Origin of the sequence: Halomonas sp. DP8Y7-3 (assembly GCF_019801675.1) — a bacterium.
GTDB lineage: Bacteria > Pseudomonadota > Gammaproteobacteria > Pseudomonadales > Halomonadaceae > Halomonas > Halomonas litopenaei_A.
This window is the reverse complement of record NZ_JAHVIO010000009.1, coordinates 100278-114518: the sequence shown is the minus strand read 5'-3', so window position 1 is coordinate 114518 and position 14241 is coordinate 100278. Positions and strand designations below refer to the sequence as shown.

Sequence of the window (14241 nt, the reverse complement as noted above, 5' to 3'; positions counted from 1 at the left end):
GATGCAAGGCCGATAGCACTCCAAGTGCTATCGGCCTTCGTCGTTGCTCGCGTCTCCGTTACTATTGACTCCGCATTCTTCGGCCAAGGCCCTGAACATGACCCAAGCGCTGCGCGTGATCTTCGCTGGCACGCCTGACTTCGCTGCCGAGAGCCTCTCGGCGGTACTCGACAGTCACCATCAGGTGATTGCCGTCTACACTCAACCAGATCGACCTGCAGGACGCGGTCGCAAACTGACACCTAGCCCGGTGAAGTCACTGGCGTTGTCTCATGACATACCGGTATACCAGCCGGAGCGGCTCAAGGATGCTGAGGAGCAGCAAGCGCTGGCAGCCTTGGAGGCAGATGTCATGGTGGTGGTGGCCTACGGCTTGATCCTGCCGCTTCCCGTGCTCGAAGCCCCCCGCCTTGGATGCCTCAACGTGCATGCCTCACTACTGCCACGTTGGCGCGGCGCTGCACCGATCCAGCGAGCCATTGAAGCCGGCGACAGCGAAAGCGGTGTGACCATCATGCAGATGGACGAAGGCCTGGATACCGGCGACATGCTGATGATCCGCCGCACCGAGATCAGCAATACCACGACGGGTGGCGAGCTTCACGACCGCCTGGCCAGCCTGGGGGGCAAAGCCATTGTCGATGCCCTTGATCAGCTTGCCGCAGGCGAGCTGACGCCGACGCCCCAGCCGGATAGCGGCGTGACCTACGCCGCCAAGCTGAGCAAGGCCGAGGCGGAACTGGACTTTCGCCAGGATGCACAAACGCTCGCCGCGCGAGTGCGGGCGTTCAATCCGTGGCCTGTCACCTGGTGTGCCCTGGGCGATGACCGCCTGCGCATTCATCTGGCAGACGCCGTGGACAGCGCTGACGCGGCTACACCAGGCACCATCGTCAAGGCGGAAGGAGAGCTGCTGGTCGCCTGTGGTCAAGATGGCCGCGAGCGCCTGCGCATCACCCATGCCCAGCTGCCCGGTGGCAAGGCTCTGCCGATCAATGAGCTGCTACGTGCCCGAGCCGAGCGTTTCGCCGTAGGCGCCTGCCTGGGCCAGCCGCAAACGGAGGCCAGCGAATGAGCGATTCCCGCCCACGCCAGCACGGCCAGCGCAACGCTCGCCAGCGCAAGCCCGATCAGCAAAGCCGTGCCCACACCAATGCACGCAGAGACATGGGTGACTGTGTTCGAGCTGCAGCAGCGAAGGCGCTGGTTCCGGTCATTACCGGCAAGGGCTCGCTGTCTTCTCTGGATGATCATCAGGTCGTGGCTCGCGACAGGGCGTTGTTCAAGGCGATGTGCTTTGGTGTCTGCCGGACGCTGCCCAGACTGGAAGCGCTGGCGGACCAGTTACTGGAAAAGCCCTTCAAGACTCGCGACGCCGACATTCAGGCGCTGCTGCTGCTCGGCATCTTCCAACTGCTGTACCTGCGCATTCCCGCCCATGCGGCGGTAGGCGAGACCGCAGGGGCCGCTCGCCTGCAGGGCAAGGCCTGGGCAACCCGCGTTCTTAACGGCTGCCTGCGCCGTCTGCAGCGCGAATCCTCAACACTGGAAGCAGAAGTCGACCGTGACCCTGCAGTGGCCTTGCTGCATCCGCGCTGGTGGCTCAAGGCGCTGCGCCAGGCGTGGCCTGACGACTGGCGCGATATCTGTGAGGCCAATAACCAGCCAGGCCCAATGACCCTGCGCGTCAACCGTCGCCACAACGACCGAGAGCAGTATCTGGACATCCTCGACGGTGCCGGGATCAGCGCACGTCTGTGTTCACACGCGCCTGACGGCTTGATCCTGGATGCCCCTCGCGATGTGGACAGCCTGCCAGGCTTCGCCGAGGGCCATGTCAGCGTCCAGGATGAAGCCGCCCAGCTGGCCGCTGTGCTGCTGGGCCCTGTCATCGCCCCTCGCCCCGGCGCGAGAGTCCTGGATGCCTGCTGTGCACCTGGCGGCAAGACCGCTCACCTGCTTGAGCTGTTCGACATTGATCTGCATGCCATCGACTCCGACGCTGCACGTCTTGCCCGTGTGGAAGACACCCTGACTCGCCTCGGACTCTCGGCCACCCTGGCCCAGGGTGATGGTACCCAGCGGGACTGGTGGGATGGCACGCTGTTCGATGCCATCTTGCTTGACGCTCCCTGCTCGGGCAGCGGAGTCATCCGCCGTCATCCCGACATCAAGCGCTTGCGCCGTGCCAGCGACATCCGCCAGCTGGCCGAGTTGCAGCAGGCCTTGCTCGATAACCTGTGGCCGCTGCTCAAGCCCGGCGGCACCTTGTTGTACGCCACCTGCTCGGTCCTGCCGGAAGAGAATCGCGACCAGATTCGCGCCTTTCTTGAGCGGACTGAGGATGCCAGCGCCAACATGCCTTCCGACATTGCCTGGGGCCAGACATCAGGAGCCGGACGCCAACTGTTACCGAAGATCGACAGTCACGACGGTTTCTTCTATGCCAGACTGGTCAAGGCAACCCACTGAGCCACACGGCAGCAGGGTTGCTTGCCCGCCCCAGGCCGCTGTTGTCCGGGTGGGCGGTCCCACGACGTCTACCGCTACAGGGAGTATGTATGAGCCAACACGTGTACAAGCAGATCGAGTTGACCGGTTCGTCCGAGACAAGCATCGAAGACGCGGTCCAGCGCGCCATCACCAAGGCGTCTGAGACGGTGCATGACCTGCGCTGGTTCGAGGTGACCGAAACACGCGGGCACATCGAAAACGGCCGGGTCGCCCACTGGCAGGTGACGTTGAAGGTCGGCTTTACCCTGGACTGATCCAGCGATCAGCTCTCCCCGGAGATACCTGGGCTTGCATACTGACGGGCCTTCGGTGTTTCCTTTCGGCACAGGGCGGGAGACATCCCGCCCTGTTGGTCTGTTCAGGGCTCAGGTATGCTGGCCCTATGTTGCAGCGCACCATGCGCTCTCGACCTCTCTTCGGACACGACGATGAAGATCATCATTCTCGGCGCCGGCCAGGTTGGCGGCACCCTGGCGGAGCATCTGGCCCGCGAGGAGAACGACATCACGGTGGTAGACACCGACGGTGAGCGTCTGCGCGAGCTGCATACGCGGCTGGATATTCGCACGGTTTCCGGGGCGGCCTCCTACCCCATGGTGCTGCGTCAGGCAGGCTGTGAAGATGCCGACATGCTGATCGCCGTGACCAACTCCGATGAAGTCAACATGATCGCCTGTCAGGTGGCCCATACCCTGTTTCGCACACCGACCAAGATCGCCCGTGTGCGCGCCACGGCCTACCTCGCCCGCAAGGGCCTGTTTGCCCATGAGGCCGTCCCTATCGACGTGCTGATCAGTCCCGAGCAAGTCGTCACTGATCACATCCGGCGCCTGATCGAGCATCCTGGTGCCTTGCAGGTGCTGGAATTCGCCGGGGGCCTGGTCCAGCTGGTGGCGGTCAAGGCCTTCTACGGTGGCCCGCTGGTCGGCCAGGAGCTTGGCTTCCTGCGCCGTCACATGCCCAGCGTCGACACACGCGTTGCCGCCATCTATCGCCGCAATCGCCCGATCATTCCCCGCGGCGACACGGTCATCGAAGCCGACGACGAGGTCTTCTTTATCGCCGCACGCCGTGATATCCGTGCCGTGATGAGTGAGTTGCGACGGCTCGACCGGGATTTCCGCCGCGTCGTGATCGCCGGTGGCGGCAACATCGGCGAGCGCCTGGCCGAACATCTCGAGCACAGCCACCAGGTCAAGATGATTGAACACAGCCTGGACCGCTGCACCCAGCTGTCAGAACGCCTTGACCGCACCGTGGTGCTGCACGGCAGTGCCACCAGCAAGCGGCTGCTGGAAGAAGAGAACATCGAAGACTGCGATATCTTCTGTGCGCTGACCAACGACGACGAGGTCAACATCATGTCGTCGATGCTGGCCAAGCGGATGGGGGCCAAGAAGGTTCTCACCCTGATCAACAACGCGGCCTACGTCGACCTGGTCCAGGGTGGCGAAATCGATATCGCCATCTCGCCTCAGCAGGCCACGATTGGCAGCCTCCTCACCCACGTTCGCCGCGGCGACATCGTCAACGTGCACTCGCTGCGCCGGGGTGCCGCGGAGGCCATCGAGGCGATTGCCCATGGCGACAGCCAGTCATCGCGAGTGGTGGGACGCGCCATCGGCGACATCGATCTCCCCGGGGGCTCGACCATCGGCGCCATCGTGCGCGGCAAGGAGGTCTTGATCGCCCATGACGACGTGGTAGTGGAAAGCGGCGACCATGTCATCCTGTTCGTGGTCGATAAACGCAAGATTCGTGACGTCGAGCGCCTGTTCCAGGTCGGGCTGACGTTCTTCTGATGCGCATGGCGTTACCTCGAGAGACGACCATCGAATTACCACAAGGAGAGCCGCCGCATGAGTCCGTTCCCGACCGGGCTTGAGACGACGACCCGTTCACTGACATCTTCCCCTTGCGCTACTTTGCACAGGAGCCGGATGGCATGAGCCTGAGAATGATTCTGCGTATTCTCGGGCTGCTGCTGATGATGTTCAGCCTGACCATGGTGCCGCCCATCGCCATTTCGCTGCTGTTCGGCGATGGCACCTGGGACGCCTTTCTGATCGCCATTGCCATCACCGTGTTCACCGGTGCTGCGATGTTTCTGCCGAATCGACATGCTCGGCGGGAGCTGCGGACCCGTGACGGCTTCCTGATCGCCGCCATGTTCTGGACGGTACTGGGGCTGTTCGGTTCCCTGCCACTGATGCTGACGGGAAGCACGGCGCTGTCTTTTACTGATGCCGTTTTCGAATCCTTCTCTGGGCTGACGACCACGGGTGCGACGGTCATTACCGGCATCGACTTCCTGCCGGAGGCCATCCTCTACTATCGTCAGCAGCTGCAGTGGCTAGGCGGCATGGGCATCGTGGTCCTGGCGGTCGCCATTCTGCCGACCCTCGGCGTCGGCGGCATGGCGCTGTATCGCACGGAGATTCCGGGACCGCTCAAGGACTCCAAGCTGACCCCTCGGATCACCGAGACCGCCAAGGCACTGTGGTACATCTATGCCACCCTGACGCTAGCCTGCATGCTCGCCTACATGGCGGCGGGCATGGATTGGTTCGATGCGCTGGGCCATAGTTTTTCCACGGTCGCCATCGGTGGCTTCTCGACCCATGACGCCAGCATTGGCTACTTCGACAGCGCCTTGATCGAAGCGATCTGTGTGGTATTCATGCTGATCTCGGCGCTCAGCTTCAGCCTGCACTTCCTGGCCTGGCGCGAGCGCCGCATCAGCCACTACTGGGAAGACTCCGAGGCACGGTTTTTGCTGCTGTACCTGACCGGCCTGGCGGCTATCACCGTCATCGTGCTGTGGCTGACCGGCACCGAGGAGACCACGGTCGGCCTGCGCCACGGCATCTTTGAGGTGGTCTCGGTCGCGACCACGGCCGGATTCTCGGTGGCCGACTTTTCTGCCTGGCCAGGCGCCTTGCCGCTACTCCTGTTCATCGCCGCCTTTGTCGGCGCAAGCTCAGGCTCTACCGGTGGCGGCATGAAGGTCATTCGCATCATCCTGATCATCAAGCAGGGAATGCGCGAGATCATGCGCTTGATTCACCCCAACGCCGTGATCGCCGTCAAGATTGGCAAGGTCAGCGTGCCTGACGGCATTGCACAGGCGGTCTGGGGGTTCTTCTCGGCCTACGTCCTGCTGTTCTTCCTGATGCTGGTCGGGGTCATGGCCACCGGCGTTGACCAGGTCACGGCCTGGTCCACCGTAGGCTCCGCGCTCAACAACCTGGGCCCGGCGCTGGGTGAAGCCAGCCTGCACTACGGCGATATGCCGGCGATGGCCAAATGGATCCTGGTGATGGCCATGCTGATGGGACGCCTGGAGATCTTTACCGTACTGGTACTGTTCACACCCGCTTTCTGGCGCAAATAGTGCGGACTCCTGGGCCGCGTCGACGCTCAAGCGTGTCCGCCTGCCGACCTGCCCGCTTCAGCGTCGGCAGCCGTCCCCATCACCAGCAGGGCACGCTCGGCTCTGGACGATAGCGGCCATTCAGCCCGATGTATCAGGTAGAGGGTATCCGCCACCTCGGGCTGCCCCGTCACCACCCGAAGGGAGGCCTGCTGCTCAAACGCCTGACGGGCGAAGCGTGGCAGCACGGTAAAGCCCAGCCCCTCCGCTACCGGCGCCAGAATCAAGCCGATCTGATTGGTGAAGCCGCTGATTGGCCAGTGGGCATAGCCGGGGGAGCCCGGAAAGCGTCGGCTCAACAGTCGAGACGCCAGCGCCTTGCCATCCGGATGGTCGATGAACCCCAGCGACATCAGGTCATCCCAGCGCTCTACCTTTGCGGCGGCAGGCACGATCAGCTCCAGCGGTTCCGTCGCAAACTCGCTGACGGTCAGCCTCGGGTCATCGGGACACTCGATGACCAGCCCCATCTCTACCCGCGCCGCCAACACCGCGTCGATGATGTCCTGGGTCGGCCCGAAGCGATGTCGAATGCACAGGCCAGGCGAGCGCTTCTGCAGCTCCAGCAGCCGGGGATACAGCGCCAGGCCGATGCTCCCCGGCGTCATCAGACTTATCTCGCCATGATCATCGCGATCCCCGGCCAGACGCAGCTTAAGCCGCTGGTCCACCTCCGCACGCTCCCCCAGATAGTCGACCAGGGCGTGCCCCGCCGGGGTCAGTTCGAGCTGCCGCGGCCGTCGGATGAACAGCGCCCCTAGCTCGGCTTCAAGTTTCTGTACATGCTGACTGACGGCCGCCTGGGTGAGCTCCAGTTGATCGGCAGCCCTGGTGAAGCTTCCCTGTTCGACCAGGGCATGAAAAGAACGTAGCCAGAGCGGATTAAGCATAAGCATCTATTATCACTACCATAAGCGGCACACTATTTTCATTATAGCCATCACCGCCCAGACTGTGTGCATTCACTCCACAGCAAGAGGCAACGAGACATGAGCTCATCCCATCAGGACCGCCCCAACTATCCACGCAGCTTCTCCCATATCGGCATCTCGGTACCGGACGTCGAGGCGGCCGTGGCGTTCTACACCGAGGTCCTGGGCTGGTACCAGATCATGGCCCCGACCACCATCGAGGAAGACGACTCTGCCATTGGCGAGATGTGCACCGATGTCTTCGGGCCTGGCTGGGGCAGCTTCCGTATCGCGCACCTGTCCACGGGGGATCGCGTCGGTGTCGAACTCTTCGAGTTTGCCAACCATGAAGATCCCGAGAACAATTTCGAATACTGGAAAACCGGCGTCTTCCATTTCTGCGTGCAAGATCCGGACGTGGAAGGACTGGCGGAGCGCATCGTCGCCGCCGGCGGCAAGAAGCGCATGCCCAAGGTTCGTGAATACTATCCTGGGGAAAAGCCCTACCGGATGATCTACATGGAAGACCCCTTCGGCAACATCCTCGAGATCTACTCCCACAGCTATGAATTGACCTACTCGGCCGGCGCCTATCAGGACGAGAGCAACGCGTGACATCGTGATCGACAGGCCTGGGTTGGGCACCCTCAAGCCCCTCCACGCGTCACGAATCATGACAATAGCGTGATTTGCCGACGGACAGGGCAGGCCATGTTTGGCCTGCCCTGCTGGTTCATGGATAATCGATCCTTCACATTCTTCAGGCCTCGAGGCCCATGAGCGAGATCGACGACACCGTACTGGCCGAGCGGCCGGAGACCCAAGGCGGCCCACGCCGCGATATCACCGTTGGCGAGACCACCTTCACCTTGCTCGGTACCGCCCACGTCAGCGCCGAAAGCGCCGATGAGGTTCGCTCGCTGATCGATTCAGGCGACTTCGATGCCGTGGCTATCGAACTCTGCGATGCCAGACACAGCAACCTGGCCAACCCTGACGCCCTGGCGGAACAGGATCTGTTCCAGATCTTTCGCCAGGGCAAGGCCGGCATGGTAGCGGCGAACCTGGCCCTCGGGGCATTCCAGCAACGTATCGCAGAACAGTCAGGCATCGAGCCGGGGGCCGAGATGCGTGCCGCCCTGGAGGCCAGCCAGCGCCACCAGCTCCCGCTGTTGCTGATCGATCGCGACGTAGGCCTGACCCTGAAAAGGATCTACCAGAATGTTCCCTGGTGGCAGCGTTTTAGCTTGATGTCTGGGCTACTGGGCAGCGTGCTGTCCCGCCAGGAAGTGTCGGCAGAGGAAGTGGAGCGCCTCAAGCAGGGTGACGTGCTGGAGTCGACCTTCAGTGAGTTTGCCGCTGAATCTGAAACCCTGTTCACCCCGCTGATCAGCGAGCGTGATCGTTACATGGTCATGCGCCTGGCCCAGCAATGCCCGCCCGGCAAGTTCCGGCGAGTGCTGGTGGTGATAGGCGCGGGCCACCTCAAGGGCATGGCGGAGCACCTCGAGGGCCCTCCCTCTCAGGCTCCGGACGAGGAAATCGCCGCGCTGGAGGCCACGCGTCCCGCCTCCAAGGTGTGGAAGATGGTGCCCTGGATCATCACCGCACTGGTCCTCACGGGCTTCGCCATCGGCTTCTCACGCAACACCGAGCTTGGCTGGCAGCTGGTGGCAGAGTGGTTCATCATCAACGGTGCGCTGTCGGGCATCGCCACCCTGTTCGCCCTGGCGCATCCCGTCACGGTCATCGCCACCGTCTTTGCCGCGCCGCTGACCTCGCTTAACCCGACCATCGGCGCAGGCTTCGTCGCTGCAGGCGTGGAGCTGGCCATGCGCAAGCCCAAGGTGCGTGATTTCTCCACGCTGCGCCACGATGTGACCGAGGTGAAGGGCTGGTGGAGGAACCGTGTGTCCCGCACGCTACTGGTCTTCCTGACCGCCACGCTCGGGTCCGCTGCGGGCACCTGGATCGCCGGTTTCCGGATCGCCGGCAGCCTGTTCGGCTAAGCGGACCATCAATCGCATCCACCTCGCCGTCACTGACGCGGCGGGGTGGAAGGCGCCTGTCACCCGCTAAGCGTTGCTCTGGACCATCCTGCGTTCGCGCCCCCTCCACTGTCCCACCGGGGCAAACTTCAGCTCTGCTGCCGCCCGCTCACTCGTAATCTCATGTTTTCCTCCAGCGCCGATGTCTCGGTGTGGCTGCAGATCCAGTCATGCACCAAGCGTCCTCGATAGTAGGTTTCCTGTACCGCGCCACTCATGCCTTCTGCAGGAGCCGAGATCGCCTGGCGATAGGCTCTGACGACGCCTGCAGGCAAGCCAGCCGCCCATGCGCCAAGTACTGGCGACGACGCCTCCTGGCGATCCAGCAACTGATGAAACTCCTGCATGGGCAGACGCAATGCCGGCAGGGCAGCGTCCAGCAGGCCGCATATCGTCCGAAAGCCATCTAGCTCCTGGCGCTCCCTGTCGGGGTCAAGGTATTCCAGCCGAGTCGCCAGATCCTCGAGAGACTCCATCAAGATGCGACACCCGGGGTCCACGGCCAGCAAATTGACCCGGGGCGCCCCCTCTCTGACCTCCGCCAACCGCTGCAAGAACGCATCGGCGCCGTGGTTGACCAGGATCCTGCCCAGGGCCAGGCGCAGGTAGTGGAAGAACTGGCCCGGCCCCTCAGAGCGGTCCCGCTGATAGCGCGCCAGAGCCCAGTCCAGCATGCCGCCTAGACTCCAGCGTCGCACTACCCCGTGGCGGCAGAAGCAGCGCTCGTTGAGCGCAGTGGGTCGCTGGCCTTGGCGCCGCTGAAAGGTATCTTTCAATTGGGTCATCAAACCTGCGGGATCTATCAAACCCCGTTCCACGATGGCCTCGAGCCGGGCCAGGGTCTGCGCGATGGCATCGGCGGCATCGACCAGGTAGGCGGCCGGGTGACGGCTTCGATGGGTCAGTCCCAGCGCCCCACGCATGGCCGTTTCGATAGCGGCCTCACTACGGTAGCTGTTGCCCGTAAAAGGCCCAGACAGGGCCTGCTCGGGCCATGGTTCATGCCGTCCTAGCAATGTTGCGCTCTGCGCATGGGTCAGGCTGATACCTTCCAGGGTCACAATGCTGCGCAAGGCCTGGGCACGTGCATCAAAGCGGCATAGCTCCGCCAGCACCGCGTGCCCCTCCTTCTTGTCGACGGACAGCCCCCCTGCCGTCATTCCTCCAAACTCCGGCAGGTGGCTGTCGAACCAGCCACACACGGCAAGCTCTCCCGCCTGACCGAAGGGAGGACGACCGACATCGCAAAGCAGGCAGCCAACGTCGACCAGACAGCCGAGCGCAGTGTCGAGTCCTGTCAGTTCGTGCCTGGCGGGCTCCTGCTCAGTCAGCTCTTTTTCTGCCAGTTCGTGCCTGGCCAGTTCGTGCTTAGCCAGGTTGCCGTGGAGCTTGCGATAAATCAGGTGGACGATACGGCGACCCACTTGCTGACGTTCAAGCGCCAGCGACAGCAACCGTCGATCGCTGTCCTGGGCCAGGATTCCCCCCTGCTGCGGGAGCAACTGCAGTCGACGAACGCTGGCGCTATGAATGACCCGAGAACGATCCTTGTCGAGACGACGCTCGAGCAAAGGAAGCGACAGATCGACCTCCTGTGCATCATACGGCCAGCCACCTAGCCGTTGATCCTCGGGCTGTGGCCGACAGGAAAGAAAACGCTGGTGTAGGTGCATGGGGCTCCCCGCGCGTCATCGCGCTCATTATCGTAGTTGTGTCAAAAAGAGAGCCTGTCGCAGAAAAAGTGCAGGCGAACTAAGACATTTACGACAATGAGTGCCCGATTTGCGGGAATAATGATGTAGCTGATCAGCGATTCATCTGCCTAAAACTTCGCATCAGCACATAACGACCGAGTGCTAGCGCCCCTCAGTTGATGAGGATAGTGCCTGCTGAGCTCTCCTCAGCGCTGCCAGCCTTGTCATCGAGGGGGTGGGCGTCTCGATCTTGGTGTAGTGGCGACTGGCCGCATAGCTGTCATTGAACACATCAAAGTAGTCGTCGAGCACCTGAGCCGCCGCCACTTCACCGCTTTGCCGCAGCAACTCGGCTGCCACTTCTGCCGTGCACAGGTGTGCCTGGGAGGCCGGCTTGCGCAGCTGATAGCGGGTCAGGCGATCGGTGCGAAGGGGTAACACGGGAAGGTGTTCCAGGTAGGGGCTCTTGCGAAAGATCCGACGTGCCTGGCGCCAGGTGCCGTCCAGTAGAATCAGCACGGGAATGCGTGCGTCTTCCACCTGGGTGACGGCCTCTACTTCTACCACGCGATCCGCGTAGTCAGGCTGGTCGTCAGGAAAGACCACGAAGGGCGCGTAGCGCGGATCAGCGAGCAGGGCCAGCAGGGTGTCATCTGGCGCCGTGCGATACCAGGTAAAGACGCGAGTCGTGGCCAGCACGTCTGCGATCAGCCGTCCGGTGTTGGTGGGCTTGTGATGTTCCAGCGGATGCGTCATCAACCACACCTGCACCCGACTGTCGGCCTTGGCTTGATAGGGACAGAGGCAGTTGAGTTCCGGCAGATTGCAGCCGTCACAGCGGGTCACGAAGCTGCCGCGCGCCTTGAACTCTCGACGCGGAGGGCGGGGGTGGCCAGTGGCAGGATCGACCGCGGCAGACTCGGTGCCATCGCTCATGGGCGCAGCATCACGTTCGGCGTCGAGCGAGGCGGCAGGGAAAGCATCACAACGGGAATCACACATGGCAAGGAGGGTGCTGAGGCAAAGGGCGCCCAATCTACCACGCCAGACGGAACACGTCAGTCACGCTGCCAGCACCGCGTACCCGCCACGACCGTCGACGTCGCTGTCAGGCGTTACCTGACGGCGGCACGAACAGGCGCCCCTCACGCTGCCAGTGGCGAGTAAGCGCCGGCACCCCTTCCCCGGCAGGCATCACCCAGCGGGTCACCCCGGCGGGCACCTGCAGTCCAGGGTCTGGGTCCACCAGCACGCACTGTGCGTCCAGCGGCAGCTCATGGATCAGGGCAGCGGCAGGCATCACCGCCAACGAGGTCCCTACCACCAGCATCAGATCCGCGTCGGCCACTAGCTCGCAAGCCTCCTGATAGGCGGGAACCGCCTCACCAAACCAGACCACGTCAGGTCGCAGCTGGCTGCCTCGATCGCAGACGTCCCCCATGGCGATGTTGCGCCGTCCAAGGGGGTAGCGCATGCGCTCATCGACGGAGGAACGTGCGACCATGATCTCACCGTGCAAGTGCAGCACCTGGCGCGAACCGGCCCGCTCATGCAGATCATCGATGTTCTGGGTCACGATGCTGACATCGAACCCCAGGGCCTCAAGATTGGCCAACGCACGATGGGCCGCGTTGGGGCGCGCATCCCGCACCTGCTCACGCCGAGCATCGTAGAAACTGAGCACTCGCTGAGGATTTTTCGCCCATCCTTCAGGCGTCGCCACGTCCTCGATCGGATGATTGGCCCACAGGCCATCTGCTGCCCGAAAGGTCTCGATGCCGCTCTCGGCACTGATGCCAGCGCCGGTCAGCACTACCAGGTGAGGAGATTTGGCCATGCAGGCGCTCCGTGACAGATTGCAGTGATCTTCGCGCCGCCGTTCGCGATCAGTAGGTCAAGCCCCCGGGGTCCGAGGCGAAGCGCTGCTTGTTGCGATAGGGATAGACATCGATCACGTGTCCATCGGTGATCGCACGCTGCAGGCTTTTCCAGTAATCGGCGTCGAACAACTCCGGGTGCAGCTCGTAGAACAGCTTGCGCAAGTGAACGTTGGCGAACAGGAAGGGCCCGAATTCCTCGGGGAAAATATCATTGGGGCCAACCGAGTACCAGGGTTCGTCAGCCAGCTCCTGCTCGGGGTACAAGGGCTCTGGAATATGCCGGAAGTTGCACTCGGTGAGGTAGCTCACCTCATCGTAGTCATAGAAGATGACCCGACCATGCCGGGTGACGCCGAAGTTCTTGAGCAGCATATCGCCTGGAAAGATGTTGGCCGCCGCCATCTGCTTGATGGCATTGCCGTAATCTTTCAGTACCGCGCGGGTTTCCGCCTCATCACACTGTTCCAGATAGAGATTGAGCGGGGTCATCATGCGCTCGGTGTAACAGTGCTTGATGATGACCTTGTCATCCTTGAGATACACCGTGGAGGGCGCCACTTCCAGCAGGTGTTCCAGGCACTCCGGGTCAAAGTGATCCTTGCGCGACACCAGATAGGAAAATTCCTGGGTATCGGCCATGCGCCCTACCCGATCATGGCGTTTGACCAGCCCATACTTGTCGCGCACGTTGTCCCGACTCATCGCCTTGGACGGATCGAAGCGGTCCTTGATGATCTTGAACACGGTGCGATGGGACGGCAGCACGAACACCGCCATGACCATGCCACGCACCCCTGGCGCGATGATGAACTTGTCCTCGCGACGAGCAATCTGCTGATTCAGCGCGCGGAAGAACTCCGTCTTGCCATGCTTGAAGAAGCCAATCGCAGCGTACAGTTCACTGATGGGCTTGTCCGGCATCAGCATGTGCAAATAGGCGACGAACTCTCTGGGTACCGTCGCATCGACCTGAAAATAGACGCGGGTGAAGGAAAAGATGATCGAGACCTCGTCGGGCTCGATCAACACCGTGTCCAGATGCAGCCCCTTGCCCTCTTCATGCAACACGGGCAACACCAGCGGCACCTGCTGATCTCCGCGATGCAGGCGTCCAACCAGGTACGCCCCCTTGTTGCGGTAGAACACGCTCTTGAGCAGTTCGATCTCGACTCCGTGGCCGTCACGCAACCCCTCGGGCAGGTGATCGACCAGGAAATCCCGGGCCAGATGCCCGCAATGATCGAGGTCGATAAACGGAAGTCCCAGCTGCGCGCCCTCCAACGCCTGGTGGATGGCCTGCGCCCAGTTCCCGTCGACGGCGATGCGTCGACACAGATCGATGCCTGAGTGATGACTGGCGGCGTCCCGGGAGGAATTCACGAACATCCAGTCGTCGCGAATATGACGATGATGGAAGATCGAGCAGAACTGGGAATTGAAGTAGGTTTCCGCCAGCTCGTAGTCGAGGCGCTGGCTGATCAGCTCGATGTAGTGCCCCTTGGCTTCTCGCCAGCACTCGCAGTGGCTCAGGGTATCCTCATCAAAGGTCCGCCTCAGACGCTCCAGGGTCTCGTCGACCTTGGCCTGATACAGGTTGATCCGCTCGGCGGAGGCTTGCTGCGCCTCGCGCCAGGCAGCGTCGCAAAAGCGCCGATTGGCGTCCAGGGTGATCTGCTTGAAGCGCGAACGGTACTCATCGAAGCCATGCAGGATGGTGGCAGCGATGCGATAGGCAGGGGACAGTTTCATCTCGGCACTCCC

At 62.4% G+C, this 14241-nt stretch carries 12 protein-coding genes; 7 read left to right on the top strand and 5 right to left on the bottom strand.

Features of this window, described 5'->3' with window-relative positions; translation table 11 throughout:
* Positions 1-97 precede the first annotated feature (97 nt).
* From fmt to KUV86_RS10230, 5 genes are all read left to right on the top strand, one after another.
* Positions 98-1075 (top strand): methionyl-tRNA formyltransferase, encoded by a 978-nt coding sequence (fmt, locus tag KUV86_RS10250; RefSeq protein ID WP_222484436.1) that lies wholly within the window; start codon positions 98-100, stop codon positions 1073-1075.
* A gap of 92 nt (positions 1076-1167) precedes the next feature.
* On the top strand, positions 1168-2472 hold the full coding sequence (gene rsmB / locus KUV86_RS10245; RefSeq protein ID WP_222162890.1) for a 16S rRNA (cytosine(967)-C(5))-methyltransferase RsmB: 1305 nt from the start codon (positions 1168-1170) through the stop codon (positions 2470-2472).
* Between the two features lie 89 nt (positions 2473-2561).
* Positions 2562-2768 (top strand): dodecin, encoded by a 207-nt coding sequence (locus tag KUV86_RS10240; protein WP_206941615.1) that lies wholly within the window; start codon positions 2562-2564, stop codon positions 2766-2768.
* Positions 2769-2942: 174 nt separating this feature from the next.
* A complete protein-coding gene (gene trkA / locus KUV86_RS10235; RefSeq protein ID WP_206941617.1) occupies positions 2943-4316 on the top strand; it encodes a Trk system potassium transporter TrkA in 1374 nt (457 codons plus the stop codon).
* A gap of 143 nt (positions 4317-4459) precedes the next feature.
* The gene (locus tag KUV86_RS10230; protein ID WP_206941618.1) at positions 4460-5908 is read left to right on the top strand and encodes a TrkH family potassium uptake protein; all 1449 of its coding nucleotides are present in this window, start codon (positions 4460-4462) and stop codon (positions 5906-5908) included.
* A 26-nt stretch (positions 5909-5934) separates the two neighbouring features.
* On the opposite strand, the gene KUV86_RS10225 is transcribed toward KUV86_RS10230, so the two are convergent.
* Positions 5935-6843: a LysR family transcriptional regulator gene (locus tag KUV86_RS10225; protein WP_277987376.1), complete on the bottom strand. Its 909-nt coding sequence runs from the start codon at positions 6841-6843 to the stop codon at positions 5935-5937.
* Positions 6844-6936: 93 nt separating this feature from the next.
* On the opposite strand from KUV86_RS10225, the gene KUV86_RS10220 reads away from it, so the two are divergent.
* Together KUV86_RS10220 and KUV86_RS10215 are read left to right on the top strand one after the other, a co-directional pair.
* Positions 6937-7473 carry a lactoylglutathione lyase family protein gene (locus tag KUV86_RS10220; RefSeq protein ID WP_206941620.1) on the top strand — a complete coding sequence of 179 codons (537 nt, stop codon included), beginning with the start codon at positions 6937-6939 and terminating at the stop codon, positions 7471-7473.
* A 161-nt stretch (positions 7474-7634) separates the two neighbouring features.
* Positions 7635-8867, top strand: a complete 1233-nt coding sequence (locus tag KUV86_RS10215; RefSeq protein WP_206941622.1) for a TraB/GumN family protein — start codon at positions 7635-7637, stop codon at positions 8865-8867.
* 128 nt (positions 8868-8995) lie between these two features.
* Here KUV86_RS10215 and KUV86_RS10210 read toward each other — a convergent pair whose 3' ends face one another.
* The 4 genes from KUV86_RS10210 to aceK form a co-directional block, all read right to left on the bottom strand.
* A complete protein-coding gene (locus KUV86_RS10210) occupies positions 8996-10579 on the bottom strand; it encodes a hypothetical protein (protein WP_222484701.1) in 1584 nt (527 codons plus the stop codon).
* A gap of 183 nt (positions 10580-10762) precedes the next feature.
* Positions 10763-11536, bottom strand: coding sequence for a tRNA-uridine aminocarboxypropyltransferase (locus KUV86_RS10205; RefSeq protein ID WP_222485024.1), 774 nt, complete (start codon positions 11534-11536; stop codon positions 10763-10765).
* Positions 11537-11708: 172 nt separating this feature from the next.
* Positions 11709-12437, bottom strand: a complete 729-nt coding sequence (locus KUV86_RS10200; RefSeq protein WP_222484699.1) for an SIR2 family NAD-dependent protein deacylase — start codon at positions 12435-12437, stop codon at positions 11709-11711.
* A 49-nt stretch (positions 12438-12486) separates the two neighbouring features.
* Positions 12487-14229, bottom strand: a complete 1743-nt coding sequence (aceK, locus tag KUV86_RS10195; protein WP_206941627.1) for a bifunctional isocitrate dehydrogenase kinase/phosphatase — start codon at positions 14227-14229, stop codon at positions 12487-12489.
* Positions 14230-14241: the final 12 nt, after the last annotated feature.

Excerpts from the sequence above, each read along its gene's own strand:
- rsmB (WP_222162890.1), top strand. The coding sequence starts at position 1,168 with ATGGGTGACTGTGTTCGAGCTGCAGCAGCGAAGGCGCTGGTTCCGGTC.
- fmt (WP_222484436.1), top strand. The coding sequence starts at position 98 with ATGACCCAAGCGCTGCGCGTGATCTTCGCTGGCACGCCTGACTTCGCT.
- KUV86_RS10230 (WP_206941618.1), top strand. The coding sequence starts at position 4,460 with ATGAGCCTGAGAATGATTCTGCGTATTCTCGGGCTGCTGCTGATGATG.
- KUV86_RS10225 (WP_277987376.1), bottom strand. The coding sequence starts at position 6,843 with ATGCTTATGCTTAATCCGCTCTGGCTACGTTCTTTTCATGCCCTGGTC.
- trkA (WP_206941617.1), top strand. The coding sequence starts at position 2,943 with ATGAAGATCATCATTCTCGGCGCCGGCCAGGTTGGCGGCACCCTGGCG.
- KUV86_RS10240 (WP_206941615.1), top strand. The coding sequence starts at position 2,562 with ATGAGCCAACACGTGTACAAGCAGATCGAGTTGACCGGTTCGTCCGAG.
- KUV86_RS10200 (WP_222484699.1), bottom strand. The coding sequence starts at position 12,437 with ATGGCCAAATCTCCTCACCTGGTAGTGCTGACCGGCGCTGGCATCAGT.
- KUV86_RS10220 (WP_206941620.1), top strand. The coding sequence starts at position 6,937 with ATGAGCTCATCCCATCAGGACCGCCCCAACTATCCACGCAGCTTCTCC.
- aceK (WP_206941627.1), bottom strand. The coding sequence starts at position 14,229 with ATGAAACTGTCCCCTGCCTATCGCATCGCTGCCACCATCCTGCATGGC.
- KUV86_RS10210 (WP_222484701.1), bottom strand. The coding sequence starts at position 10,579 with ATGCACCTACACCAGCGTTTTCTTTCCTGTCGGCCACAGCCCGAGGAT.
- KUV86_RS10215 (WP_206941622.1), top strand. The coding sequence starts at position 7,635 with ATGAGCGAGATCGACGACACCGTACTGGCCGAGCGGCCGGAGACCCAA.
- KUV86_RS10205 (WP_222485024.1), bottom strand. The coding sequence starts at position 11,536 with ATGAGCGATGGCACCGAGTCTGCCGCGGTCGATCCTGCCACTGGCCAC.